Annotated in this window: 21 protein-coding genes, 2 tRNA genes and 2 pseudogenes; 12 read left to right on the top strand and 13 right to left on the bottom strand. The window is 52.6% G+C overall.

Annotation, left to right across the window (positions count from 1 at the left end; all coding sequences use genetic code 11):
- Positions 1 to 22: 22 nt before the first annotated feature.
- Entirely contained in the window at positions 23 to 751 is a 729-nt protein-coding gene (locus MUN86_RS20490; protein ID WP_245119850.1) for a LytR/AlgR family response regulator transcription factor, read from the bottom strand.
- A gap of 476 nt (positions 752 to 1227) precedes the next feature.
- On the opposite strand from MUN86_RS20490, the gene MUN86_RS20485 reads away from it, so the two are divergent.
- The gene (locus MUN86_RS20485; RefSeq protein ID WP_245119849.1) at positions 1228 to 2097 is read left to right on the top strand and encodes a bifunctional transcriptional activator/DNA repair enzyme AdaA; all 870 of its coding nucleotides are present in this window, start codon (positions 1228 to 1230) and stop codon (positions 2095 to 2097) included.
- Between the two features lie 104 nt (positions 2098 to 2201).
- On the opposite strand, the gene MUN86_RS20480 is transcribed toward MUN86_RS20485, so the two are convergent.
- From MUN86_RS20480 to mutS, 3 genes and pseudogenes are all read right to left on the bottom strand, one after another.
- Positions 2202 to 2288: transfer RNA gene (locus MUN86_RS20480), tRNA-Leu, on the bottom strand.
- 85 nt (positions 2289 to 2373) lie between these two features.
- Positions 2374 to 2446 (bottom strand) — tRNA-Gly (locus MUN86_RS20475).
- 250 nt (positions 2447 to 2696) lie between these two features.
- Positions 2697 to 5446, bottom strand: a pseudogene (mutS, locus tag MUN86_RS20470) (DNA mismatch repair protein MutS).
- A 213-nt stretch (positions 5447 to 5659) separates the two neighbouring features.
- On the opposite strand from mutS, the gene MUN86_RS20465 reads away from it, so the two are divergent.
- The 3 genes from MUN86_RS20465 (at position 5660) to MUN86_RS20455 (ending at position 7729) form a co-directional block, all read left to right on the top strand.
- A complete protein-coding gene (locus MUN86_RS20465; RefSeq protein WP_245119848.1) occupies positions 5660 to 6208 on the top strand; it encodes an RNA methyltransferase in 549 nt (182 codons plus the stop codon).
- A 274-nt stretch (positions 6209 to 6482) separates the two neighbouring features.
- Positions 6483 to 6896 carry a hypothetical protein gene (locus MUN86_RS20460; protein ID WP_245119847.1) on the top strand — a complete coding sequence of 138 codons (414 nt, stop codon included), beginning with the start codon at positions 6483 to 6485 and terminating at the stop codon, positions 6894 to 6896.
- A complete protein-coding gene (locus tag MUN86_RS20455; protein ID WP_245119846.1) occupies positions 6893 to 7729 on the top strand; it encodes a J domain-containing protein in 837 nt (278 codons plus the stop codon). Before MUN86_RS20460 ends, MUN86_RS20455 begins: the two co-directional genes overlap by 4 nt.
- A gap of 71 nt (positions 7730 to 7800) precedes the next feature.
- Here MUN86_RS20455 and MUN86_RS20450 read toward each other — a convergent pair whose 3' ends face one another.
- Positions 7801 to 8574 (bottom strand): TerC family protein, encoded by a 774-nt coding sequence (locus MUN86_RS20450; RefSeq protein ID WP_245119845.1) that lies wholly within the window; start codon positions 8572 to 8574, stop codon positions 7801 to 7803.
- Positions 8575 to 8677: 103 nt separating this feature from the next.
- The gene (locus MUN86_RS20445) at positions 8678 to 9169 is read right to left on the bottom strand and encodes a YajQ family cyclic di-GMP-binding protein (protein ID WP_245119844.1); all 492 of its coding nucleotides are present in this window, start codon (positions 9167 to 9169) and stop codon (positions 8678 to 8680) included.
- 310 nt (positions 9170 to 9479) lie between these two features.
- Between MUN86_RS20445 and MUN86_RS20440 the strand changes: the two genes are divergently transcribed.
- Positions 9480 to 9923 carry a GNAT family N-acetyltransferase gene (locus MUN86_RS20440; RefSeq protein ID WP_245119843.1) on the top strand — a complete coding sequence of 148 codons (444 nt, stop codon included), beginning with the start codon at positions 9480 to 9482 and terminating at the stop codon, positions 9921 to 9923.
- 41 nt (positions 9924 to 9964) lie between these two features.
- Here MUN86_RS20440 and MUN86_RS20435 read toward each other — a convergent pair whose 3' ends face one another.
- Positions 9965 to 10270: an Mpo1-like protein gene (locus MUN86_RS20435; RefSeq protein WP_245119842.1), complete on the bottom strand. Its 306-nt coding sequence runs from the start codon at positions 10268 to 10270 to the stop codon at positions 9965 to 9967.
- A gap of 167 nt (positions 10271 to 10437) precedes the next feature.
- Between MUN86_RS20435 and MUN86_RS20430 the strand changes: the two genes are divergently transcribed.
- Entirely contained in the window at positions 10438 to 10911 is a 474-nt protein-coding gene (locus tag MUN86_RS20430; protein WP_245119841.1) for a PaaI family thioesterase, read from the top strand.
- Between the two features lie 187 nt (positions 10912 to 11098).
- Here the strand turns inward: MUN86_RS20430 and MUN86_RS20425 are convergent, their stop codons facing one another.
- From MUN86_RS20425 to MUN86_RS20415, 3 genes are all read right to left on the bottom strand, one after another.
- Complete coding sequence (locus MUN86_RS20425) at positions 11099 to 12106, bottom strand: NYN domain-containing protein (RefSeq protein WP_245119840.1); 1008 nt, start codon at positions 12104 to 12106, stop codon at positions 11099 to 11101.
- 722 nt (positions 12107 to 12828) lie between these two features.
- Positions 12829 to 13569, bottom strand: a complete 741-nt coding sequence (locus MUN86_RS20420) for a metal-dependent hydrolase (protein WP_245119839.1) — start codon at positions 13567 to 13569, stop codon at positions 12829 to 12831.
- A gap of 412 nt (positions 13570 to 13981) precedes the next feature.
- Complete coding sequence (locus MUN86_RS20415) at positions 13982 to 14197, bottom strand: hypothetical protein (protein WP_245119838.1); 216 nt, start codon at positions 14195 to 14197, stop codon at positions 13982 to 13984.
- A gap of 199 nt (positions 14198 to 14396) precedes the next feature.
- On the opposite strand from MUN86_RS20415, the gene mfd reads away from it, so the two are divergent.
- The 4 genes from mfd (at position 14397) to MUN86_RS20400 (ending at position 20217) form a co-directional block, all read left to right on the top strand.
- Positions 14397 to 17948, top strand: coding sequence for a transcription-repair coupling factor (gene mfd / locus MUN86_RS20410; RefSeq protein ID WP_245119837.1), 3552 nt, complete (start codon positions 14397 to 14399; stop codon positions 17946 to 17948).
- A 105-nt stretch (positions 17949 to 18053) separates the two neighbouring features.
- Positions 18054 to 19262 carry a hypothetical protein gene (locus MUN86_RS20405; protein ID WP_245119836.1) on the top strand — a complete coding sequence of 403 codons (1209 nt, stop codon included), beginning with the start codon at positions 18054 to 18056 and terminating at the stop codon, positions 19260 to 19262.
- Positions 19252 to 19473 (top strand): STAS-like domain-containing protein, encoded by a 222-nt coding sequence (locus tag MUN86_RS32460; RefSeq protein WP_375379446.1) that lies wholly within the window; start codon positions 19252 to 19254, stop codon positions 19471 to 19473. Before MUN86_RS20405 ends, MUN86_RS32460 begins: the two co-directional genes overlap by 11 nt.
- Positions 19474 to 19593: 120 nt before the next feature.
- Entirely contained in the window at positions 19594 to 20217 is a 624-nt protein-coding gene (locus tag MUN86_RS20400) for a hypothetical protein (protein ID WP_245119835.1), read from the top strand.
- A 469-nt stretch (positions 20218 to 20686) separates the two neighbouring features.
- Here MUN86_RS20400 and MUN86_RS20395 read toward each other — a convergent pair.
- From MUN86_RS20395 to MUN86_RS31305, 3 genes and pseudogenes are all read right to left on the bottom strand, one after another.
- Positions 20687 to 21624: pseudogene (locus MUN86_RS20395) on the bottom strand (esterase-like activity of phytase family protein).
- 444 nt (positions 21625 to 22068) lie between these two features.
- A complete protein-coding gene (locus MUN86_RS20390) occupies positions 22069 to 22692 on the bottom strand; it encodes an alpha/beta fold hydrolase (RefSeq protein WP_280640651.1) in 624 nt (207 codons plus the stop codon).
- The gene (locus MUN86_RS31305; RefSeq protein ID WP_280640548.1) at positions 22674 to 22934 is read right to left on the bottom strand and encodes an alpha/beta fold hydrolase; all 261 of its coding nucleotides are present in this window, start codon (positions 22932 to 22934) and stop codon (positions 22674 to 22676) included. The genes MUN86_RS20390 and MUN86_RS31305 overlap by 19 nt, the downstream gene beginning before the upstream one ends.
- Before the next feature lie 402 nt (positions 22935 to 23336).
- Between MUN86_RS31305 and MUN86_RS20385 the strand changes: the two genes are divergently transcribed.
- Positions 23337 to 23735 (top strand): hypothetical protein, encoded by a 399-nt coding sequence (locus MUN86_RS20385; RefSeq protein ID WP_245119834.1) that lies wholly within the window; start codon positions 23337 to 23339, stop codon positions 23733 to 23735.
- Between the two features lie 165 nt (positions 23736 to 23900).
- Positions 23901 to 24566, top strand: a complete 666-nt coding sequence (locus MUN86_RS20380) for a DUF6624 domain-containing protein (protein WP_245119833.1) — start codon at positions 23901 to 23903, stop codon at positions 24564 to 24566.
- The last annotated feature ends 39 nt before the right edge of the window (positions 24567 to 24605 follow it).

Below are 24605 nucleotides of genomic sequence, written 5' to 3'. Positions count from 1 at the left end.
GTAGTGTTGCTTCCTATAGGCGCTAAAAACGGTTCAGATTCTTGAAAAACGCTTCCTGATACGAAACGCCGATGGGTATCTGATGCCCGCCAACCAGCCGGGCTGTGTTATCCTCAATCGACTCTACATGCTTCATATTCAAGATGTAAGAACGGTGCACCCGCACGAAATGGTCGAAGGAGAGGCGCGCCGCAAACGACTTGAGCGTGGTGTACACGATATGCTTCTGGCGTAGCGTCACAATGGTTACATAATCGGACAGCGCTTCGATGTAGAGCACCTCATCGAAATTGAGGCGCACCATCCGGTTGTTCACCTTCACGAACAGGTCAGAAGACACGGGCGCCGACGGAGGAGCAGGAGGCTGTATGGTTGAAGTAGGCCGCCGTTCTAATACACGCTGTACTGCTTGGCTAAACCGCGCATAGTCGAAGGGCTTCACCAGATAGTCGGTTACGCGCAATGCAAAAGCATCGACGGCAAAATGCTCGTAGGAAGTGGCTAGAATAACTTCGGGTGGGTCGGTAAGGACCCGAAGAAGCTCTAAGCCACTAAGGTTTGGCATTTCAACGTCGAGAAACAGTAGATCAACCTTGTTGCCAGCCCGAAAGAAATTCAGACCCTGGGCGCCATCATTAAGAGAGCCTACCAACTGCAAAGATTCTGTTAAGCCAATATAATGTTCCAGCGTAAGCCGGTTCATGGTGTCATCATCAATGACCAAACAAGTAAGTGCCCCCGGATTGGACATAAGATAGACGATGTGAAAAAACGTCGAAGTTTATAGCTTATTTAGCGAAATATAAGCGTTGTTTATTTGATGCAGTAGCCATTTTCAGTCAAGATATGCTGGAAGGTAACTAAGACGGACATTATTCTTTAGATATGAAGAATACATTGGCTGATTAGTTAGCTAGTGTGCCTTCACTCCTAAATCTGTCTGACTTTAGTGACTTTTAGCCCTGTTGTTCAACTCACGCACTTTCCCAACTACTTCTACCTAGGTTATAGTACAAGTATAGATACCGTACTTTCGCTTATAATGTTATAAGCATAGCTCATAAGTTTCGTACAGTTCCTTGCTATGAGCACTATAGGTTAGGCATGAGACCTTTTACATGGTACTCGCTTAAGTACTCGTAACTAAGCGCAGCAAACATCGCAAGATTCAGATTGAGGGGCAGTATCGTGGTAGGTACTTTTGGTAGCATACTAGCAAACCAACTTATGGCACTCCACCTCACTTCGCAAGTAGCTTTAGATTACGCTCGAGTAGAACAGGCTATAGCGTTTATTGCAGCTAACTATACGCAGCACCCAACCCTCGAAGATATTGCGGCTCACGTGCACGTCAGCCCGTTTCATTTTAATAGGCTATTCACCCGGTGGGCCGGCATCAGTCCGCAGCGGTTCGTGCGCTTCTTAACCAAGGAATACGCCAAGCAGGTGCTGGCCGAGTCGGGGAGCGTGCTAGATGCCACCTACCAAGCAGGCTTATCGGGGTCTAGCCGTCTGCATGATCTGTTCGTCACGTACGAAGCCATGACGCCGGGAGAGTATAAAGAACAGGCATCAGGAATGCATATTGTTTACGGCTTTCATGCTACTCTCTTCGGTGAATGCTTGCTTAGCCTCACAGAGCGAGGTATCTGTGGCCTTACCTTTCACGATGCAAGGGAGCGAGACGCTACATTAGCCCAATTGCGGGCCGCGTGGCCGGAAGCAACGTTGACGCCTGATTTCGCCAGGACCGAAGCAGTAGCTGCACAACTATTCTCTGGTGCCGCCGATGCAACCAAGCCGTTCAACCTGCTGATAAAAGGCACTAATTTTCAGATTAAGGTTTGGGAAGCATTACTGCGTATTCCATCGGGGGCTATGGTTTCCTACCAGGATATAGCTACCGCACTAGGACAGCCTCGCGCGAGCCAGGCCGTAGGTGGAGCCGTTGGAGCCAATGCCATTGGCTATTTGATACCTTGCCACCGCGTTATTCAGCAGCACGGCGGGCCAGGTGGGTACCGCTGGGGAGTTGCCCGTAAGCAGGCTCTGCTAGGTTGGGAGGCAACTCGAGTTGAGCTGCAAGTAGCCAGTTAGTGTGAAGAGCAAACCCTGTTTACATGGGCTCTAGCCTAGCTCTTGTGGTTGAACAGAAACGAGTTAAATGTAAAAGGGCTTTCTACTCTTGTAGAAAGCCCTTTTGGTACCAGAGACGGGAATCGAACCCGTACGCTCGTGAAAGCAAGGGATTTTAAGTCCCTCGTGTCTACCAGTTCCACCACTCCGGCATTTTGGTAGCTGCGACAAAGGTATACCTCCTAACTTAAGCTGCCAAAAACAAAAAGAGGATGTTGCGGGGCAACATCCTCTTCGAGCGGGAGACGAGGTTCGAACTCGCGACCTCGACCTTGGCAAGGTCGCGCTCTACCAACTGAGCTACTCTCGCTTGAGTCAGCCACCGTAGTGGCGTTTTGGTGTGACAAAGGTACTACAGGAAATCGGCTTGTCAAGAGTATGGCTCAAAAAAAGTGTGATTTCTGCTGTATGTTGAGCGTTTTCAACTGATTTTCAGGTAGAAATTTTTCGTTTCACTTATGCTCTTAGCAGCAATCTTCCGCATAATGCAACTGTCATTTGCAGCCGTAACTGGCAAAAGTAACCGTGCTGTCCGCTGTCAATGGGCAGCACGGGTAAGCTTACTTGCTGCCTAGCGCTAGTTTTAATTCATTTAATTTCAAAAGGGCTTCGATAGGACTCATGGTATTCACATCCAGCGCTTGGAGCAGCTCTCGCACTCGCTCGATAGCCGGATCGGCTGGCTCGAACATGCTGAGTTGTAGGCTCGGACGAGGAGCATTATGCACTGCAGCCGCGGGCTGGAGCACAGGGCCCCGGGTGCTAGTTGAAGCGTCTGCTGCTCCATGTAGGTGCACTACTTTGGCCTCATGCTGCTCATCAAGTCCTGACAAAACCTCGTCAAACTCGGTAGGGGCGTCGGTATCGAGGCCGGCGCTGGCGCGCTCCTGCTCTAAGTGGTGCATGATTTCGTTGGCACGTAGCACCACCGAAGTCGGCATACCCGCCATACGGGCAACATGGATGCCGAAACTGTGCTCAGAGCCACCTTCTTGGAGCTTGCGCAGAAACAAAATACGTCCATCGGCTTCGCGTACAGCCACGTTGTAGTTGCGTACGCGCGGGCAGTCATCGGCCAGTTGGTTTAGCTCGTGATAGTGGGTAGCAAACAGCGTTTTGGCGCGGGCCTTGGGGTTGTTGTGCAAGTGCTCGACTAGCGCCCATGCAATGCTAATGCCGTCGTAGGTGCTGGTGCCGCGCCCGATTTCGTCCATCAGTACCAGGCTGCGGTCCGATAGATTGTTGAGGATACTAGCGGTTTCGGTCATCTCCACCATGAACGTGCTTTCGCCTTTACTTAGGTTGTCGGAAGCGCCCACACGGGTGAAAATCTTGTCGATGATGCCGATGGTAGCCGCGTCGGCTGGCACAAAGGAGCCGATTTGCGCAAGCAGCACAATGAGGGCTGTTTGGCGCAGCAATGCCGATTTGCCGGCCATGTTCGGGCCGGTAATCACCACTATCTGCTGTTCTTCTTGGTCGAGGTGGATGTCGTTGGGAATGTACTGCTCGCCGGGTGGAAGCTGCCGTTCGATTACGGGGTGACGACCCGACTTGATTTCCAACACCGTGCTATCATTCACGGTGGGCTTTACGTAGCGGTATTGCCGGGCCGTGGCAGCAAACGAGGCCAAGCAATCGGTGATGCCAATGGCGCGGGCATTCTGCTGAATCTGCGTTACGTACTCGGCTGCCGACAGCACCAAATCATTGTAAATATTCTGCTCGATGACAAACAGCCGTTCTTCGGCGTGCAGAATCTTTTCCTCGTAGGTCTTGAGCTCTTCGGTGATATAGCGCTCCGCATTAACCAACGTCTGCTTCCGAATCCAGGAAGCGGGCACTTTGTCTTTGTGAGCGTTGGTAACTTCGAGGTAGTAGCCGAACACTTTGTTGTAGGCTACTTTCAAGCTCGAAATACCGGTTTCCTGCACGGCGCGTTGCTGCAATTGGAACAGGTAATCCTTGCCCGAAAACGCAATGGCACGTAGCTCATCAAGTTCCTTGTCTATGCCCTCGTTCAGCACGCCGCCTTGGTTGGTGAGTAGGGGCGCATCAACCCGGATCTTCGACTGGATTTCTTCACGCAGCGCCGCGCATGGATTCAACTGATCGGCTAGTTTGAGCAGCGCTTTGATGCCAGATGCCGCCAATTGCTCGCGCATGGGCGCAATGGCTTCCAGCGCACGGGCTAGTTGCAGCAGCTCCCGCGGATTGATGCGGCGCACGGCCACTTTAGATATCAGGCGCTCTAAATCGTTGATTTGGCGCAGGTGTTGCAGCAGACTTTCGAGTAGTTCGGGGTCTGGAGGAGGGCTTCCACCGTATCGAGGCGGCGCTGAATCTGGGCGGGCTCTTTCAATGGCAGCACCACCCATTTGCGCAGCAGGCGGGCACCCATGGGCGTGACGGTCTGGTCGAGAATGTCGATGAGGGGCACGCCACCGGGGTGCTGGGCTTGCACCAATTCCAAGTTGCGCACCGTAAACCGGTCAAGCCAAACGTATTTGTCTTCCTCCAAGCGGCCAATGCTGCCGATATGGCCTACATCGGTATGTTTGGTTTCGGCGAGATAATGCAGAATGCAGCCTGCCGCTGTGATGCCTTCGCGCAGCGAATCGATGCCGTAGCCTTTGAGCGAGGTGGTGTTGAAGTGGCGCGTGAGGGTTTCGTAGCCGTAGTCGAAGCCGAAAACCCACTCGTCTAACGCATAATGGCAGTAGTCGGGTCCGAAATGGCCTTCAAATTCCTGACGGCTTTTCTTGCAAAACAGCACCTCAGCGGGCTGGAAATTCTGGAGCAGCTTGCCAAGATATTCCACCGTTCCTTGCGCCACCAAGAACTCCCCAGTGCTGATGTCGAGGAAACTAATACCGGCTTCTTGCTTGCCGAAGTGAATGGCACAGAGGTAGTTATTGGAACGGCGCTCCAATACGTTGTCGTGCAGACTAAGGCCCGGGGTAACCAGTTCGGTGATGCCACGCTTAACGAGCCCTTTAGCTTGCTTGGGGTCTTCGAGCTGGTCGCAGATGGCGACGCGCTGCCCGGCCCGCACCAGCTTGGGCAGGTAGTTGTCGAGGGCGTGATGGGGAAAGCCAGCCAAGGCTACTTCCGAAGAAGTGCCCGCGCCCCGCTTGGTAAGCGTAATATCTAAGATGCGCGAGGCCGTCACGGCATCTTCGCCGAAGGTTTCGTAGAAGTCACCGACTCGGAACAAGAGCACCGCGCCCGGGTGCTGCTGCTTGAGTTGGTAGTATTGCTTCATGAGCGGCGTATCGGCCACGGGAGCGGGGCCGAGCGAGCCGTGCATGCGGATGGGCTTCTTATCGGGGGCGGCAGTACTTGTTTTCACTAGGGCGGCATGTAGCGCGAAGCTCCAGCTTCGCGCATCGTTGAGCAGACGGTGCGGGTATCGTTGCAACGAAGACGTTCAACGACGCGCGAAGCTGGAGCTTCGCGCTACATTTCGAGATACAGGCAACTAACATCAGTCACCTACGGGCGCGTTCCTACCTTTGCACTCATGCGCAAACTCTCGATGGAAGAGCTGAACCGGCTAACGGTGGCAGACTTCAAAAATACGCGAAAATTCCCCCTCACCCTAGTGCTCGACAACGTGCGCAGCCTACATAATGTGGGTGCCGCCTTTCGCACCGCCGATGCGTTTGCCATCGAAAAAATATGGCTTTGCGGCATCACTGGCCGGCCTCCGCAACGCGAAATCACGAAAACAGCGCTAGGCTCGACGGAGTCCGTGGTGTGGGAATATGCTGCTACCACGCTAGAGGCGCTTCAGCAACTAAAGGCCGCGGGCTACGTGCTAGTGGCCGTTGAGCAAACGACAGGTAGTCAGCTGCTGCCGGCTTTTCAGCCGGACCCGGCGCGTCCGTACGCGTTGGTGATGGGCAACGAGGTATTTGGGGTGGAAGATGAGGTGCTGGCTTTCTGCGACGCAGCAGTGGAAATTCCTCAGTTTGGTACCAAGCATTCGTTGAATGTGAGTGTGGCCGCCGGCGTGGTGTTGTGGGATTTCCTGAGTAAGCTGGGCTGGACCACGGGTCGCGAAGTGTAGTGGCCAGTACGCGTAACGACAGATAAGCAACCGCTTGTCAGTCAAAAGTATTAGGCTTTCGCTGCGCTTAAATGACGGTTAGCATAGTAGCGTTACTACGTGAAGTGCCGTAATAAGCGAGGACAGAGCGAAGCTGAGCCGTGAGTAAGGACGACTAGGATAGATTCCAATCTATCTTCTAAAAGTTTATTTTTTGCTCTCGCCTTATTCGGCATCCAAGCTAGGTAGGTTTTCTCGTACTTAGTGTATTAGCTCGTCCGTTATTGCTCTCTCCATGTCATCTACTACCCGACCCGATGCCGCGCTGTTGGCCCTGCGCCCAGTCGTGGATACGGCGCCAGCCAGTGGCGATGCCACAACTGGCGACTTCCTGCACCACGCCCTGCGACCCATTCTTAAACTGCAAAACGAACTATTGGTGGCCGTAGTGGCCGATTTCGTGCGCGACCATCATGTGCCTTTGCCGACTGCCTCGGCCGCCGACCAGCAACGCCTGCTAACCGAGTTGTTGACTCGCAACGTGAAGCTGCGCTACACGGTAGTAGGACTAGTAAGCGGCTTGTTTACTACAGCCGAGCTGGATTTCTATCGGCAGCACCGCTCCGAGCTAAACCGCCGGTTGTTGGAGTTGGCCGTGCGTCGCGTGCAAGACCAAGTGGAAGCAGTAGTGAAAGCCAGCGGGGTATGACCACTTACTACGCCGTGTTAGGCGTGAGTGAGCAAGCTACCCCCGATGATATTCGCCGGGCGTACCGGCGCTTGGCACTACTCACTCACCCCGACCGCACGCCCGACCCCGCGGCTCACCAGCGCTTCATTGCCGTGAATGAGGCATACGAAGCGTTAAACGAGCCTACTCGCCGCTACTTCTACGACTCGCAACTGCGCGAAATTCGGAATCGGGTGCGGCCATTGCAGCCTGGGCAGCCCTCGGTTGCCGCCCGGGCATCTCGTCGGCCGCCGCCCCCGCCTATCTGGCGGCGCCGTAGCTACGTGCCCAAGCGGCTCAACTTCCCGGCTTACGCTCGCACGGCCAAGCGCTGGGGAAAATGGCTGGCGCTGCTACCGGCTCTAATTCTGCTCGATTTTTTCGTGTTGCGGCACTACGCAACGGCCGATTTTATTAGCATTGGTACCTCGCGTGATGGGGCCGGCAACCTGTATAACTGGGTGGTTACCTCGCAAGGGGAGTTCAACACTGCGGTAGAACTTCCTCTCAACACGACTGGTTTCCGAGTGCGAACCTCTTTGCTTTTCAAGTTTATCCACGAAGCCTATTTACCCGACGGAACTGCGTTGCCGATACACACCACGTCGGGTAGCCTGCTTGCTTTCACTGCGTTGCTGCTGTTGCTGGCTGCCGCCACCCAAGCCAAACATCTGTCCGATGCCGCCCGGGTGAATGTGGCAATTGTGGCTGCTACCGTAGGGGTGATTTTGCTGATGATGGCAATAAGCGGGGATAATGTGTTTTTCGCCTCCCCACAAAAGTTACCTGTAGCTGCACTCAGAAAGGATTAAAGCAATAAAAAGGCCCGCAACGGAAGTTGCGGGCCTTTTTGTTAGCGGCGAGTAATAGACTAGTGCTGAGCTTAGTCGTACTGGGATTCGCGCAGCTGAACGGGCGGTGACTTTTTGCGCAGGCGCATGTTCAGTATTTCTACTACGAGCGAGAAAGCCATAGCGAAGTAGATGTAGCCTTTCTCGATTTCCTTGTGGAAAGACTCCATCACCAGCATTACGCCAATCATAATCAGGAAGGAGAGAGCCAGCATCTTGATGGTTGGGTTGCGGTTCACAAAATCGGCTACTACGCCCGAGAAAACCAGCATCACGCCCATCGACAGGATGACGGCCAAAATCATAATCAACACATTGTCGACCAGACCCACCGCCGTAAGAATGGAGTCGAAGCTGAAGACGATGTCGATGAGGATGATCTGGAAAATGATACCACCCATCGACACGTTGGCCTTGCCATCAGCATGCGTTTCTTCTTCCTCACCTTGCAGCTTGGTGTGAATTTCGGTGGTGCTCTTACCAATCAAAAACAAGCCGCCGCCAAGCAAGATCAAGTCGCGGCCCGATACGCCGAACGGCTCAGTCTGCCACGGCAGGTTCAGGGTGAAGAGTGCCGACTTCAAGCCCACAATCCAGGAGATGCTGAGCAGCAACCCAATACGGAAAACCAGCGCCAGCAAGAGCCCAATGGTCCGGCCACGGCCCTGCCGTTCGCGCGGCAACCGGTTGACGATGATGGAAATGAAGATGATGTTGTCGATTCCCAACACAATCTCCATGAAGGTCAGCGTGAGCAAGCTTACCCAGGTTTGCGGGTTGGAGAATACCGAAAAGTCGAAATGCATTGATTGATTAGTTAATGGTTGAATGAGTTGATTGTTGAATGGTTGAATTTTTCGCTCGGCTGTCCAGACAACCAGCCACTTAACCATTCAGCCATTCAGTCACTCAACTCTTCATGTTCACGAATTGCAGGGGCTGGCCGATGTCGGAGCGACGCAGCAGCGCAATGACAGCTTGTAGGTCGTCGATTTTCTTGGCCGTAACGCGTACTTGGTCGTCCTGCATCTGGGCTTCCACTTTCAGCTTGGCGTCTTTGATGGCCTTAACGATTTTGCGGCCTGCGTCTTTGTCGATGCCCGCCCGGACTTTGATGGTTTTCTTAACCAAGCTACCGCTCGGCTGTTCTTCGGCCGTGAAGTCCAGCGACGTACCGTCGATGCCTTGCTTTACTACGCGGGCCATCAGAATATCTTCCAGGGCCTTAACGCGCATAGAATTTTCCGAGCTCAACAAAATGGTGTTGGCTTTTTTATCGAGGTCGATACCACCTTTGGTGTCACGCAGGTCGTAGCGGGTTTGCAGTTCTTTTTTGGCTGTGTTCACCGCATTTTCTAGCGTTTGCGGGTCCACTTTGCTCACGATATCAAAAGATGCCATGGAATAGGAAGTTTAAGGAAATTGGAGGGCTGTAGGTTAAACCGACCCGCCGGTTCTACGGGGTAAAGGTAGGAAGGTGACATACGAATGTGATGCGTTGAGCGCCACATGATTTGCTCGCGGCACCACCAGATTTGCAGCGTAAAGCTAGGGCTTCATGGTATTGATGCACCAGAGGCGTATGAACCACAGCGAACTTCTTTCTGAAAATAAGAAAACAACCTCCCTTATAATAAGTATTACCTCGCTAGAAGCTACGTTGCTAAGGTGGCGTACTTCCGGCACTTAGGTTAGTTTAGCTCTGTTATTCATGAAGATTCGCTCTCCCCGTACGCCCGCTGAGTGGGCCGCTTATTACCGGCTCCGCTACGAGGTGTTGCGCCAGCCCTGGCAGCAGCCCGCAGGCTCGGAACGAGTACCTGAAGACGAGGACCCGGCCACCGTACACGCCCTCCGGCTAACGCCCGACGGTACGGCCGTGGGCGTGGCCATGCTACAGTCGGCCGAGCAGGCGCGGGGGCAGGTACGGTTTATGGCTGTTGCGCCCGCCTGGCAAGGCCACGGAATCGGACGGGAGCTGCTGGAGTACCTCGAAGAAGCGGGGCGCCGGCTTGGCTACACCGAAATTCGATTGCATGCCCGCGAAGCGGCTGTACCATTTTACGCGCGTTTGGGTTACGTGCTGGAAGCGCCGTCGCACACGTTGTTTGGCAGTATTCCGCACTTCCTGATGACCAAGGAGCTAGCCGAGTAGTTGCTGCCAGGCTCCAACAACGGGAAGAGCGAATTGGTAACTCAGAACGATTCTCGGCCGCGGAGCAGGTCCCAATACAGCTGAAAGTCGCCGCGTAGAGAGAGCCAGGGGTACTGGAAAGTAGCTGGCCGGTTGTGCTCCACAAAAAAATGGCCTATCCACGCAAAGCCATAGGCTGCCACTATGCCTGCCAAAACTAGAATTGGCCGTTGCCACACCGCAGCCATTACCAATGCTAGCAGAAACAGCGTGGTGCCAATGAAATGCAGAATTCGGGTGCCGCGGCGGCTATGGTCGTGTAGATAGCGAGGGTAGAATTCCGAGAAGGTGAGGGGTGGAGCAGGCATAGAACACGGATAAGTGGAGGCGGTACCGGAAGATACTTCTTTGCCGACAAAAGTTGCTATTGGTTTGAGGGCTAGCCGCTACCTTCGGTCCATGCACCCACCAGATGGGCAAGCGTAATCATTACTCGCGGCAGTGCTTTTTTCCTCTGCTTCCACTTTTCTGCTTTATGGAACAGGTTCCTGATGTTGCTACGCTAGTAGCCATCTACAATCAGATCAACAACTACGGCCGTACCAATGGCATGGACCTCACCGTGACGCAGCCCGGCGAAGTGCTGTACACCATGACCATCGGCGAGGAGCACTTGTCGTCGCCGGGTACTTGCCATGGGGGAGTGATAGCAGGCCTGATGGATGCGGCCCTAGGAGCGGCAGCCCTTTCGCTGGCTTTCACCGTCGGGGAACTAGTATCGACCGTGGAATTCAAGATTAACTACTTGCATCCCGTGCGCCTGCACGACCACCTGGTTGCCCGCGCCACAGTCGAGCACAACGGCAAGACGTTAGTGGTGAGCAGCGCTTCTATCAGCTGCCCCACGCGCAATAATGTGGTAGTTGCTCGTGGCATGGGGACCTTCAACCGCTACCCCGCCGATAAGCGGGACTTTCATCGGCTGCTTTTCCCAGAGGCCGACCAATAAGCGCAAAATCACGGGTTCAGCTTTATACTTATCTGCCGCGGGTTGCATAGGCCGCTGAAAGTGGGTCTGGGCCCTCCATAGAATGTTTTGATAGGTGCAATAGGCGACTGATTACATTATTAAAAAGCAAAAAGCCGCCGGAGATACCGGCGGCTTTTTGCTTAACAAACTCAACTGAGAACGAAGATTAGAGACGGTCCGATGAGTCGGCCGACTCGGTTTGGCTGTGCTCCTCGTCGTACTCGTCACCTTCTTCCATTTGCGGCGGATCAACTTTGCGCACATTGCGGGCGCAGTCTTCGTCGCGGTGGTTGCGGCCAACAGTGAATTCAACCCAATCCCCTTCGCGCAACTCGTTGAAGTCGCCTTCCGACATGTCAGCGTAGCTGAAGAACAGGTTGTTTGGCGGCATTACCACGAAACCGAAGCCGTTCTTCAGATTCTTGATGGTGCTGATGCCTACAGTGCCTACCGGACCTGCGGCTGTGGGGCCAGTGGGGCGCACGGGTTTGGCAGGCGCGGGGAAAGCAACCGGCTCCGGCGTATTCACGAACATGGTTTCAATCAGCTCGTCGCCGTCGGCGAGGCCCTGGTCGATGATTTCGTGCATCTGCACAGGATACGTAGCTTGCTCTAGCAAGTGCTGGGAAGCACGCGTTACGCGGGCTTCGCCTTTGAAGTCAACGTATTTGAAATCCCAGTTCAGCAGCATCACCCGGGTGCCGATGGTGTTGAGCTTCTTGATTAGGGGAGCGTAGTCGGAGTCGCCGGCAATAAGCACCACTACATCGTAGCTCTTGTGCAGGGTCAGCTCGAGAGCCTCCAACGACAGCCATACGTCGATGCCTTTTTCTTGCAAGCGACCGTCACGCGTTTTGAGGGGCATGTAGTGCGTAGCGATACCCATGTTCATGAGGATATCGTCGAGCAATCGGTCGTGGAACAACCGGTCTTTATCACGGGCTTCCGTGGCGGAGAGACGGCCGCGGAAAAAATGAGCATCTATAACTCGGCTTAAGCGAAGATCTACGTCTTCTTCTTCAGCAACTTGATGACGAATAAACTCGTGTAGTCCTTCCAAGCTAATGCGGGCCTTGCGGTCATGCTGGAAGTAGTAGTAATCACTGATCTTTAGGAAATAATTGCCGTCGTAGAAGACGCCGATCCTAATCAGAGGGCTATTTATCTGGTTCATACTGTGAAAAAGGGTTGAGAGTAAGCAAGAGGTGTGCGGATATAAGAGCGGGTAATCTGGTGCAATAGGATTTAGGATTTCTACAAAACCAGGCCAAAGGTACGAAGCTTAACAACTCAGCTACCAGCCTATAAGGCTGCAACTAGTGAATACCACTTCTTTGCATGATCAGGCGAAGGGAAATCCTGTGTGGAGGTGCGAGCGGTGCGAGAGGGAGTAGCTGAAGAAAAAACAAGCTTTTGCTGAATAGAAACGAATAGTATAGGACAAGATGATAGCCAGAAGCCGGTGCCTACAACTGAGGGGCCTGCTAACTCCGGATAGTTATACCACTAGCCGGGGTAGGTGTAATATTATAAAAAATATATTTTACATAATATAAATGAATACAGTTAATCTATAGATTGATGAGCATAAACGAGAGCTTTAGAAGCTGAGCGAGTTTTTGTGCTGGAGCACGAATTTATTGGAGTATGAAGGTTACTACAAATAATCCCTAAATCTTGAATGTTAGTCTGGGGGTGCTACTAAGTAGACAATACCCCTGAAACTGCCAAAAATCGACTACCACTTGTCCACATCAACCGCACATTTAGCACAAAGCGACACTAATTTACGAATGATGACATAAGTACCTACATAGTTGCAAAGTCTTCCATACAATCGGTAATTGGAGAACACTGTCTGGCAGCGGCAGGGTTCAGTGAAGAATCTTTTTAAAGTTAAAAGCTCATTTTACCTATTACAAGTCCTAAAACCAGCAAGCCGTAGCCGCTACAGATACCCACTTCCAACAAATTGCCGCTAGTAGAGCCAGTACGAATGAGCGGAATTTTCAATGAAGTATCGATGAGGGGCATAAACCATTTGACGCCCGCTTTGGTGAGGGTATCGGCAAGCAGGTGAGAGACGTAACCACCACCTGCAAAGAGAGCTACGCCGTGCCAGCCAAGGCTCTGATTGGCTAGGTGGCCGATGTAGGTCCAGAGGCCAGCCGCCCAGATGGTGTGGGTCCAGGAGCGGTGCGAGGTGAACGGCGCCACGGCTACAAACAAACCAAGCATGCTTAGCCAGACATAGCCCGTGTAGAGCCCGGCCATTACGGTGCAAAGTCCGGTAAACAGTAAAGCCAGCTTACGGGCCGAGCCACCTTGCATGGCTGCCCCAAGTAGCCCAAAAGCCAGCGCCGCCGTGAAGCCCATGCGCCTGTCGGGGCCTGGGGGCTCCATGAAATGCGTGTAGAGTGCGAGACCAGCTGCTACCAACACAAACGCCCAGCGCACATAGTTTTGCGCGAAGCCAAGGCGTTTGCTGAGGCGGGATTCCGGATGGTCGAGGTCGGGGGCAAGGGCAGAGAAGCCAGCTAAGGCTATACCAGCCGGAGAAAACTTAACTCCTGTTACTAAACCGCCAATGGCAACCCCAGTGATAAGACCGATAGCTAGATGAGATGATCCGCGCAAATGAACTTAATAGTTATAGAGTACTAGATAATAAAACAACTAGAATGATGCTGCTAGCGAGAGTACAATAATAGCTATTTTAAGTGCTATATAGAGTGAGTTTTCGATATAAAAGCAAATTTCATCTACAGAAGCCCAAATCTAACCGATTAAGCTAAACAGTAAAATTTTACATCTCTATTATTCTATAATAAAAAAGATCATGCTAGCAGTAACACCGTGGCGCGCGTATTGCTATGCTGCTATAGGAAAGCCGCTTAGCAACAGACAAAGCATTCGAAACTTGATATTTCCTTGGCGAAGAAATCGTCGTCTGCTGGCGAAAACAAAATCATCGTCGCAACTCATATCAGTCAGCGCAGACTGCGCATCATGCAGCACGTTCAGGTTGATGGAGTGTATTCCAGAGACCTTACCACTCGCCGGAGCTGCCTTTCAAGCCGTTACTGCGAATATCTTCCACTTGGTTTTCGAGAAGAGATAAGCCGTGTTTGAAGGCATTGGTGGCTTCTTCCTGCTCTTCGGGGGCGAGGGGGCCGTGCTCTTTGACTTGCTGGCGGAGTTGGCGTAACTGGTCGAGGAGCTGGTCCCAGTCTTGGCCGGCGGGCTCGTGAGTTGGTTCTGTCATGAAGAGGGTAGCAGAGCCGGGTTAGCGCGTGAAGTAGGAAGGTACAACACACAAAGCGAAAATGTTGCGGAAACTTTCAGGGGCGGGCTGTGGTATTGGATAGCGTGTGCCTTGGCGCACCGTCTTATAGCGTCGCCCGACCGGATATTCGTCCGGCCGGGCTTCTACCTTTGCTTCCTCTTCTAGACTATCCGCCGCTTTGAAGGTTTCTGATTTTCTCCAGCTATACTCTCTCGACCCTACCGTCATGACCGTGGGGGCCCGCCTGAACCCGGCCACACGCAACTCGCTCCGCGGGGCTGCGCCAGCCGAGAACGTGGCGCACCCACGGCTGCACTTGCGCGGCCTTGTTGGGAGCCAGGATGCGGTGCTGGCTGCGGCTATGCACACAGCATTTCCTGATCAGCACCACCTGTTCATCTTGCATGACCGGGAGGAAGCCGCGTATTTCTTGGCCGACTTGCAGCACTTGTTGCCCAACGAGGAACCGCTGTTGTTTCCGAGCTCCTACAAGCGGCCCTACGCTTTCGACGAGACCGAAAACGCCAACGTGCTGATGCGGGCCGAGGTGTTGAACAAGCTGAACTCGCACCGCGGACCTAAAACCGCCGCCGAGCAAGCCACTGAAGACGCGGAAGATGCTGCCGACACGGCCGCTGCGGAAACCGATGCCAAGCCCAAGGGCAAGAAGGGGGCGCGGGCCAGCGTGAAAGACACAGCTGGTGCTATCATCATCACGTATCCGGAGGCGCTGTTCGAGAAGGTAATCAACAAGAAAAGCTTGGTGGCCAACACGTTTATTGTGAAGAACGGCGACAAGCTGGACGTGAACTTCATCAGTGAGATGCTGGCGGAGTACGACTTCGAGCGGACCGATTTTGTGTACGAGGCGGGGCAATTTGCGGTGCGCGGCGGTATCGTGGACATCTTCTCGTATGCCAATGAGCTGCCGTACCGGATAGAGCTGTTCGGCGACGAAGTGGAAACCATCCGGACGTTTGACCCGGAAAGCCAGCTGTCGGTGGAGAAGCGGGAGCAGGTGAGCATTATCCCGAACGTGCAAACCAAGTTGCTGCAAGAAACCCGGGAGGCGTTCCTGGACTTTATTCCGAAGAACACTACGGTGTGGGCCAAGGACATGCGCCAGACCCTGGACGTGGTAGAAGAATCGTTCGACAAAGCGGAGGCGGGTTTCCAAGAACTGCTACTGACGGCGGGCGGCACCCAAATCGTGAGCAAGCCCGAGGATTTGTTTGAGACGGGGAAGTCGTTTAAGAAGCTGCTGGAAGGCTTTGCGGTGGTAGAGTTCGGCAAACGGTTCCACTACAAGGCGGGGGCCGAGGAGTTTCAGTTTACGGCCAAGCCGCAGCCGAGCTTCAACAAGGACTTCAACCGGCTGGTGAAAAACCTGCACGAAAACCAGGAGAAAGGCTACACCAATATCATTGCGGCCGAATCGGTGCGGCAGGCGGACCGGTTGCGAACCATCTTCGACGAGCTCGACAACAACGTGCAGTTTCAGCACTTGCTGCTGGGGCTGCGCGAAGGCTACGTAGACGAGACGCTGAAACTGGTAGTGTACACCGACCACCAACTGTTCGAGCGGTTCTACCGAGCGCAGGAAGGGCGCAAGTTCTCGAAGAAGAAAGCGCTTACCCTGAAGGAACTGCGCACGTTGAGCCCCGGCGACTATGTGGTGCACCAAGACTATGGCATTGCGCGCTTTGCGGGCCTGACGCAGGTGGAAATCAACGACCGGGTGCAGGAAGCCATCCGGTTGGTGTACCGCGACGACGACGTGCTGACGGTGAGCATCCACGCCCTGCACAAGATTGCCAAGTACTCAGGCGCCGAGGGCACGCCGCCGAACATGAGCAAGCTGGGCTCGCCGGAGTGGGAAAACAAGAAGAAGTCGGTTAAGAAGAAGGTGAAGGACATTGCGGCCGAGCTGATTCGGTTGTACGCCAAGCGCAAAACCGCGCCCGGCCACGCCTTCGCCATGGACTCGTTTATGCAGGCCGAGCTAGAATCGAGCTTCATCTACGAAGACACGCCCGACCAGGCCAAGGCCACCGAAGACGTGAAGCGCGACATGGAGGTGCCCCACCCCATGGACCGGCTGGTGTGCGGCGACGTGGGCTTCGGCAAGACGGAAGTAGCTATTCGGGCGGCGTTTAAGTCGGTGGCCGATGGCAAGCAGGTGGCCGTGCTGGTGCCTACCACCATTCTGGCCATGCAGCACTACAAAACGTTCCGGGAGCGGCTGGCAGCCCTGCCCGTGACGGTGGAGTACGTGAACCGCTTCAAGAGCACCAAGCAGATCAAGGAGACGCTGGGCCGGGTGGCCGAGGGCAAAACCGACATTCTGATTGGCACGCATCGCCTCACCAATAAAGACATCAAGTTCAAGGACCTGGGCTTGCTCATCATTGACGAAGAGCAGAAGTTCGGGGTGAAAACCAAGGACAAACTCAAGGAGCTGAAGGTGAACGTGGACACGCTCACGCTGTCGGCGACGCCGATACCGCGCACGCTGCACTTCTCGCTGATGGGCGCTCGCGACCTGAGCGTGATTGCCACGCCGCCACCGAACCGCCAGCCGGTGCAAACCGAACTGCACGTGTTTGATGAGCTGCTGGTGCGCGACGCGGTGGCCCGCGAAATCAAGCGTGGTGGGCAGGTGTTTTTCGTGCACAACCGCGTGAAGGACATCGATGAGCTGGCCAACATGGTGCTGCGCCTGGTGCCCGATGCCCGCGTGACCACCATTCACGGGCAGATGGAAGGCGACCTGCTGGAAAAGCGCATGATGAAGTTCGTGGACGGCGACTACGACGTGCTGGTGAGCACCAACCTGATTGAGTCGGGCCTGGACATTCCCAACGCCAACACCATCATCATCAACCGCGCCCACATGCACGGCCTCTCCGACCTGCACCAGATGCGTGGGCGCGTCGGCCGCTCCAACAAGAAAGCCTATTGCTACCTGCTCACGCCGCCGGTGGCCGGTTTGCCTTCCGATGCCCGCAAGCGCCTAAGCACGCTCGAAGAGTTTTCCGACCTCGGCGACGGGTTCAAGGTGGCTATGCGCGACCTGGACATCCGGGGGGCCGGCAACCTGCTGGGCGGCGAGCAGTCGGGCTTCATCAACGACTTGGGCTTTGAAACCTACCACCAGATTCTGGACGAGGCAGTGACGGAGCTCAAGGAAACCGAGTTCCGCGACCTGTTCCTCGGCGACCCGACCGAGCGCCTGCAAGCGGCCGTGAAAGCCAGCGGCCCCAAGGAGTGCAACATCGAGACGGACCTGCAAATCCTGATTCCCGACTCCTACGTGAGCAACGTGTCGGAGCGCTTGCAGCTGTATAGCAAGCTCGATAGGGTGAAGGGCCCCGAGGAACTGCGCAAGCTGGTGGCCGGCATCGTGGACCGGTTTGGGCCGCTGCCGGCGGAAGTAGAGCAACTGGCCGACATCGTGCGCCTGCGCTGGCAGGCCTGCCAGGTGGGCTTCGAGAAGCTGACGCTGAAGAAAAACCTGCTCAAAGGCTACATCTCGGCCACCAACAACGAGCCCTACTTCCAGAGCGACACCTTCGGCAACATCCTCAGCTACGTGCAAACCCACACCCGCACGGCCAGCATGAAGGAGCGCAAAGAACAGCTCATCGTCAGCATCGAGGAGGTGAAAAGCGTGCAAGTCGCCAAGCGCATCCTCAGCGAGCTAGGCAGTGAAGAGAAGGTGGGGGTATGAGTGAAAAAGCTTTAAAGAATAGTTTCATTAATTTGTGTTGAATCTATCTTACTAGGCACCTTTATGCCAAGGTATAACTATATATAAAAGTAATTTTCATTACATATGAAACTGATTTACACGCAACCAAATTATAAAATATTCAATTCTATAAGAGCTTTGAAAAGCCATAGGCAAAAAGCTCGTCATAAAAAATGGAAAAAAAATAAAAATAGAAAGGCTAATGGAAAAACCCGTGAACAAATAAGATTAGAGAACAAGCTAAATAGAAATCCTTTTACAAAAATTGCAGCTCCAATTGATATATCACTTAAAAGAAGCACGGATGATTTTATTAAATTTATTAATAAAATAAGATACACATATCAGTATAAAAAATCAACCCATATTGATTTTTCTTCGGTCGAATTCATAGATAAAGATTCTGTAGTAGTAATAGTTGCCGCGCTCGTTCAGCATATTGCCGGTAAGGTTATATTAAAAATTACTCGACCAAAAAATAAAGATATTAACAATATATTGATAGAGACGGGTTTGTATAAAAAGTTAGATGATAAATATATAGAAGCTAACTATTATAGAATAAGGTTGAATAAAAATACAGAGACGCTTTCTCATAGAAAAGTTGACTTTAGTATTGCTGAAAGAATAGTTGTAGAGGCTAGTAAGTATGTATGGGGTGAGCCAAAAAGGTGTCCAGGTCTTTATAAGGTTCTGATCGAATTAATGCATAATACGCATAATCATGCGAATAAAAAGGTTAGGGGGCAGCAAAATTGGTGGTTATCCATTATTGAAGACAATGAGAATAAGGTAGTAAAGTTTTCTTTTGTAGATTTTGGTTTGGGTATTATAAGAAATCTGGATAATAAAAAGCAGGGTGAGAAATTTTACAATTGGCGAAAAATTTTGCAAGAATTAGTTTTAACAAAGGTGGGGACAGTATATGGTAGGGATGTGTTTATGTTTGGGTTTATTTATAGTGCATTTGAGCCGGAATACTTAAGACTACTACTAGAGGGGTCGCTTCATAAAGAGGAAAAGCGTCAGAAGTCAAAAAACAAGAATGACATGAGACGCACATCTACCAACTTGTATTATCGAGGAAAGGGATTGCCAACATTGAAGCAAACATTAGATAGGAATCATATCAAAAAGCTTTTTGGGATAACTAATAATGTTAGGGCTGATATCGATAATAACTTATATGAATATGTTAACGAAGATTTTTCTGGTACATTTTTTTCATGGGAATTAGACGCAGATTGTTTCAATTTGCCTATCAATTTCATAGAAGGCGACGATGAACAATGATAATACACAAGTGATAAGAGTACGGGATTACACTCGTACCCCTGGGCCACGTTACGAAGATGAGGGAGACTACTCAGGGCAATGGTTCAGGTCCACAGTCTTAGAGCCTGCATTTGAAAGAGCTACCTCTACTGGACAAGTTTTAACTGTTAATTTGGATGGAACTCACGGGTTTGCAACATCTTTTTTAGAAGAAGTTTTCGGGGATTAGCTCGCAAATACGGAGGACATAAGGTCCTTAATACTATTAAAATAATTTGCGATGAGGAGGAGTATTTAAAAGACGATATTGAGGAGTATATTAACGACGTGATATACTTTGAAGATCAAAATGAATAAAAATAACTTTAATAAAGCAGCAAGTACTTTCACTTGGCTTATCGCCTTGTTGATTTTGTCTGTTGTATTGTTGATTGCAATAATTGCAATATCTTCTGTTGGTAATTATAATGTATTATCAATTGAAAAAGAGGTAAGTATTATAGATATTATAAATTGCGTAATAAGTATATGTAGTTTGGCTGCTGGATTATTTGTTATTGAAATATTTAATAAAAGATCAGAAAGAGATAAATCCGAAAAAGATTTAATAATAAATCTTATAAAGAAATTAATGGATGATACTGATATTATTTATAGAACGTTACAAAGTGAACCTGTTTTAGCTGATTTAAATTTGAGTATTAAGGATTTATTTACAGATTATAAGTTTTTGAAAGAAGTTGAAAGAAATATAGCTAATAATAATATAGTTGATTTGCTTGAAGATGATTTTGTTAAGATGTTTAGGCGATTTAAATCTAAGTGTACTCGAACATCAGCAAAAAATGAATCACAGGATATTACTCTCAATGGTGAAAATATTGTTTTTTCGACGAATGCTTTGCAGGAAGCAAATATTGCAAAGAATAATTTGAAACTAGTTTTACTTAAATCAATGAATGAATATTTATAATGAAATTCATTTCGATAGTGTTCTATTTGACTATGGATTATAAAGCTTAGTTTAATTTATATTGAATTTTCATAATTGTTAAATCCATAAAGTGAATTGCTGACAGATCTTTTGTTTATCCACCTGTTCTTTACACTACTTGCCATAATTCGTAGAGGTTACAATACCAAAAAGCCCCTGACCATACGGCTAGGGGCTTTGTATTTAGCTACTGCTAGAAGCGGCGGCTACTCAGCGGTTTGGTGGGCGGGGGAGCTAGCGGCCGAGGCGGCGGTTTCCCGGCCGGTTACCGACAGAATCAGCTGCACGGTTTCGGCGGGCTGGTGCAATAGGTTATGGCAAACCAGCAGCGCCTACTATGGCTGTAGTGCTAAGAAACTGCTGATGTATGGCACCGAACACAGAAGCGGAAGCCCGGTTGTATCCGAGCTTCCGCTTCTGTGGTAATAACCTAATCGAACTAAGCAGGCTAGGGCATCACTTCAAAGGCCAGGAACTGCGAAATCTGGGTGGCACCGAAGTTATCATCCGCTACCAGAACCAGGGAATTGTGGCCGTTCGGCAACTTGGGTCCGAAGGTCATGCCCTCCAAGTTGTCAACTCGTTGAATGCCCGTAGTGGCTACGTCCAGTACCAAGCGCTTCGTGACGGGGCATAGCTGGCGTTGGTCAGCGAAGTCAACGACGAGACGTCGGAGGCGCGCGCCAAGTCGATTTCATAGATCTTTACCACGTAGTCGGGGGTGGCGCCGACGGCAAAGGACCGCTCCATGGCCAGCAGCTTGCTTCCCGACAAGGCCAGCACTTCCACTACCCCGTTCAGCTGAAACTGGTTGGCGGGTACGGGGGCTGCGTGCACGGCATCCAGCTTGTAGGCAAACTGCGCAATCGGCTGCCGCGTGTCTTTGTCGTACTTGACGATGCGGATAACCGCGCCGGCCACGCCCGCACTGGCGCGGGGGCCATCTTCGTAGAGTGGTTCTTCTTGCGCCGTAAACAGGTAGCGGCCATCGGGCGAGATGGACAGCCCCTCGAACGACCCGTTGGAGCGAGTGCCGTTGTCGGTGGCTTGCACACGGAACAGGGGCGGCAGCGCGAATTCGGCTAGGTACGCACCATCCGGGGTGGCCGTACGCAGAAACGGATTGATCAGCGCGGGTGGGGTTATAGCCACGTTGCGCACTCCCTCACTCGACCAAATGATTTGTTTCTTGGTGGCGTCGTAGCGGATGCCTTCCGGGTCCACAGTATTGTAGGGGTCGGTGGCGGCGCTGGGGAAGTTGCTGCCATCGGGCCGCTTGAGGGTGGTGACGCCCGTAAACGTGACGCCCGAGAAGGTGGTCTGATTGAAATCTAGGTTGGCCGTGTAGTAGCGCACCGGCTGAAACGCCGACGCATCATCGCACATGATGTAGTACGAGTTGTTGTCGGGGCGGTAATCAATGCCTGAGAAGCCGCCGAGCGTGGTGCCATTGTAATCTTGTTTGAACGGCACAATCTTCTCGCCGATAAAGCGGAGCGAAGACACGCTTATAGGGGTTGTGGGCGTGTCCGAGTCATCGTCGGCGCAACCCGTGAGTAGCGGAACGGCGGTACATGCGAGAAGGAGCGTTGCAAGTGGGAAGCGGTTTTTCATAGCAGAGGGAATGAAGAAAGGAACACACAAAACCAGTTAGCAAATAACGCCATTGTTCCAGGCTCGGTAGTTATGCTACCGTTATATTTCAACTAGGAATAGAACAATTGCTTTTGTCTGCCTGCTCAGCTGGTGTTAATGCAGGATTCAAACCAACACAGCGCCCCCAATCATACGACCGGAGGTGCTGTGCGTAGCTGTTGCAAGAAGTTGAGGTTACTCGACTACTTGGTGGGCAGGCACGCTAGCTGCCGGAGCAGGGGTTTGCTGGCCGGTTACCGACAGAATCAGCTGCACGGTTTCGGCGGGCTGGTCCCAATGCGGAAAGTGGCCGCAGTGGTCGAACCAGTAGAGGGCAGCATCGGGGAAGGCAGCTACGGCGCGGCGTGCTTCGCTCGGGAAACACACCCGGTCTTGTCGGCCCCACCCAATCACCAAGGGATGCCGGATGCTGCCGTGCGGGGCACCTTCCTGCTTTTTGCCGTAGGCTAGGTCCCGTAGCAACTCATCGAAGATAGGCGTGTGCACAAAGCTGCGTAGCTCCGTCAGCGCCACCGAGGCAGGCACGCGCCACGGCCGCGCCGAAAACTGCGCCAGCAACAACGTCCGCCCGACGGTACTAGCTATGAGAGCTGGCAGCACGGGTTCCACTGCCCGCAGCAAGCGCACCGAACCAGCCACCGAGTAGTAGAAAACCGGTATCTGCCAGCCCTGCCAAAATCCGCCAGGGTCGAGCGATATTACGGCCCCCACCACGCCGCGCCGGGCTAGTTCCAGCACCAGCCGGGCCCCCATTGAGGAGCCCACGCAGTCGATGCCTACTAGGTTGTGAGCACGCAGCCAATCGGCAACGGCATCGACCAGAGCGTAGAAGGAATTGGAACCGGGGAGCGGGGCGTTTGGCCGTGGCCGGGCAAATCGAGGGCTATTACTTCGCGGTGAGTTGCCAGCTCGTCGAGGATGGTACTCCAGGAGCGGCCACTTCCGCCGATGCCATGAACAAGTAAGAGTGGTTTGCCGGAGCCGTGTCGGGTGTGGTGCAGGTGCATAGTAGGCGTAGCGTAAGGGTTGGACCGTACCATCACCCGGCGAGCTATTATCAGTAGGGCGTTAGCAATGGTTGAGTTAGTAGTACGTGGTAGCCAGATAAATAGCTAGCAGCGTATGCGCCAACGGGTGGTTCTGTACCAACTAGTATCTTGGTATGCCACAGCACGGTCGTCGTTGGGAGGCCGGACAAGTCTGCGTGTATCTGCTGAACAACCAAACGCAGACTCCTTTTCCGCTTGGTGCGCGGCATGTCCACTCAACGACCGTGCTGTGGGGAAACTCTACGTATCGAAACAATGGCAAGCCGCTTGAAACCTATTTATTGGCGCATAGTCGCTGTCCATTTGTTAGCAACTCCGTTTCTGATTCTAGGGGCGCGGCAGCTTCACCTGATCCGGTTCGCAAGTGTTGTCGAAACATACCAGCGGGGTGGTATGGAGGCCCTGAAACATCCGCCAGCAAGCCTACAGCCCTTCGAGGTTTCCGATGTTATCGTGTGGGCTCAAAGCGGCCCTTACTATACTTGGTTGCTGGCGATACTCGTTGCCTGCTCGGTATCGGCGGTGGTGGTATGGAGTCGGCGGGAAAGCTGGCTGATTCCGTTGTTGGTTTTTGTAGGAACCATCGTCAGTTCCTGGACTCATTATTACGAAAGCACAGCCGTCTACAAAGCCTTAGCATTACTGCGGTGGCCTTTCGAACGACTTCCGATGGAAGCTCGCCTTGCGCTGGTAGGCGGCGCACTGATAGCCGTGGGAATAGCCTTGCTGCTGTGGCCGCTTCGGTGGCGCACTGGTGCTAAAACTGCTGTCACTGTGCAGGTGGCGGCCTGACACCGTAACAAAGAAGTGCCTAGGCAAGCAACTCTAGCTGCTGCAAGCGTCTCATAGTTCAAGAAAGGCGGCTGGCTAAGTTGCTGTTACTATCACTCTTTCTTCTACAATACCATGCTTGCTGTCCGCTGCTACCCCTTGCTTCTAGTCCTGCTACTCCTGAGGATGTCGGCCAGCGCTCAATCTAAACTGAACCTGCGACTGAAGCGCGAACTGGATAGTATAGAAGTGGTAGACCAGCAATATCGGCTGCTGATTATGGGCGGCCCGGCCATGCGCCCCCGCCTCGATTCAATAGCCCGAGTAGCAGGCGTTCCGGTTGAGAAGGTAGGCGACTACCTTGGCCAACGCATGATGGCGGTTGATTCGGTGAACATTAAGCGTATTGTGCAGATCATCAAGCAGTACGGCTACCCCGGTCGTACGCTGGTTGGCACCCCCACCAACGAAGTGGCCTTACTCGTAATTCAGCATTCTTCGCGCATTCCGCAGTATCTGCCGCTCATCAAGCGCATGGCCGACCAGGGTGAGGTGTCCTTTGCCACCTACGCCCGTATGCTCGACCGTCACCTGATGCAGCAGGGCAAGATGCAACTCTATGGCACTCAAGGCCGCAGCTACAACGTACCCAATGCCGCCACTGGCAAGATGGAGCAGGTATCATTTATCTGGCCCATCGAGGATGCAACCCACGTAAATGAGCGGCGCAAAAAAGCCGGCTTCGATTCCACGGTAGAAGCAAACGCGCTCCGCTTGGGCATTCCTTACAAACCTATGACGATGGCCGAAGTTCAGCGGATAGAGCAGGCCGCTAGGGGTACGCAACACTAGCTGTTTCGAGGTGGTAGAGTGGCAACGGTGACGGTATGG

The organism is Hymenobacter volaticus (assembly GCF_022921055.1).
GTDB lineage: Bacteria > Bacteroidota > Bacteroidia > Cytophagales > Hymenobacteraceae > Hymenobacter > Hymenobacter volaticus.
This window is presented reverse-complemented; position numbering and strand designations above follow the sequence as displayed.

What these genes read in the sequence shown, in the direction of transcription:
- MUN86_RS20490 (WP_245119850.1), bottom strand. Translation starts at nt 751, where the DNA reads ATGTCCAATCCGGGGGCACTTACTTGTTTGGTCATTGATGATGACACC.
- MUN86_RS20485 (WP_245119849.1), top strand. Translation starts at nt 1,228, where the DNA reads ATGGCACTCCACCTCACTTCGCAAGTAGCTTTAGATTACGCTCGAGTA.
- MUN86_RS20465 (WP_245119848.1), top strand. Translation starts at nt 5,660, where the DNA reads ATGCGCAAACTCTCGATGGAAGAGCTGAACCGGCTAACGGTGGCAGAC.
- MUN86_RS20460 (WP_245119847.1), top strand. Translation starts at nt 6,483, where the DNA reads ATGTCATCTACTACCCGACCCGATGCCGCGCTGTTGGCCCTGCGCCCA.
- MUN86_RS20455 (WP_245119846.1), top strand. Translation starts at nt 6,893, where the DNA reads ATGACCACTTACTACGCCGTGTTAGGCGTGAGTGAGCAAGCTACCCCC.
- MUN86_RS20450 (WP_245119845.1), bottom strand. Translation starts at nt 8,574, where the DNA reads ATGCATTTCGACTTTTCGGTATTCTCCAACCCGCAAACCTGGGTAAGC.
- MUN86_RS20445 (WP_245119844.1), bottom strand. Translation starts at nt 9,169, where the DNA reads ATGGCATCTTTTGATATCGTGAGCAAAGTGGACCCGCAAACGCTAGAA.
- MUN86_RS20440 (WP_245119843.1), top strand. Translation starts at nt 9,480, where the DNA reads ATGAAGATTCGCTCTCCCCGTACGCCCGCTGAGTGGGCCGCTTATTAC.
- MUN86_RS20435 (WP_245119842.1), bottom strand. Translation starts at nt 10,270, where the DNA reads ATGCCTGCTCCACCCCTCACCTTCTCGGAATTCTACCCTCGCTATCTA.
- MUN86_RS20430 (WP_245119841.1), top strand. Translation starts at nt 10,438, where the DNA reads ATGGAACAGGTTCCTGATGTTGCTACGCTAGTAGCCATCTACAATCAG.
- MUN86_RS20425 (WP_245119840.1), bottom strand. Translation starts at nt 12,106, where the DNA reads ATGAACCAGATAAATAGCCCTCTGATTAGGATCGGCGTCTTCTACGAC.
- MUN86_RS20415 (WP_245119838.1), bottom strand. Translation starts at nt 14,197, where the DNA reads ATGACAGAACCAACTCACGAGCCCGCCGGCCAAGACTGGGACCAGCTC.
- MUN86_RS20405 (WP_245119836.1), top strand. Translation starts at nt 18,054, where the DNA reads ATGAAACTGATTTACACGCAACCAAATTATAAAATATTCAATTCTATA.
- MUN86_RS32460 (WP_375379446.1), top strand. Translation starts at nt 19,252, where the DNA reads ATGAACAATGATAATACACAAGTGATAAGAGTACGGGATTACACTCGT.
- MUN86_RS20400 (WP_245119835.1), top strand. Translation starts at nt 19,594, where the DNA reads ATGAATAAAAATAACTTTAATAAAGCAGCAAGTACTTTCACTTGGCTT.
- MUN86_RS31305 (WP_280640548.1), bottom strand. Translation starts at nt 22,934, where the DNA reads ATGGTACGGTCCAACCCTTACGCTACGCCTACTATGCACCTGCACCAC.
- MUN86_RS20385 (WP_245119834.1), top strand. Translation starts at nt 23,337, where the DNA reads ATGGAGGCCCTGAAACATCCGCCAGCAAGCCTACAGCCCTTCGAGGTT.
- MUN86_RS20380 (WP_245119833.1), top strand. Translation starts at nt 23,901, where the DNA reads ATGTCGGCCAGCGCTCAATCTAAACTGAACCTGCGACTGAAGCGCGAA.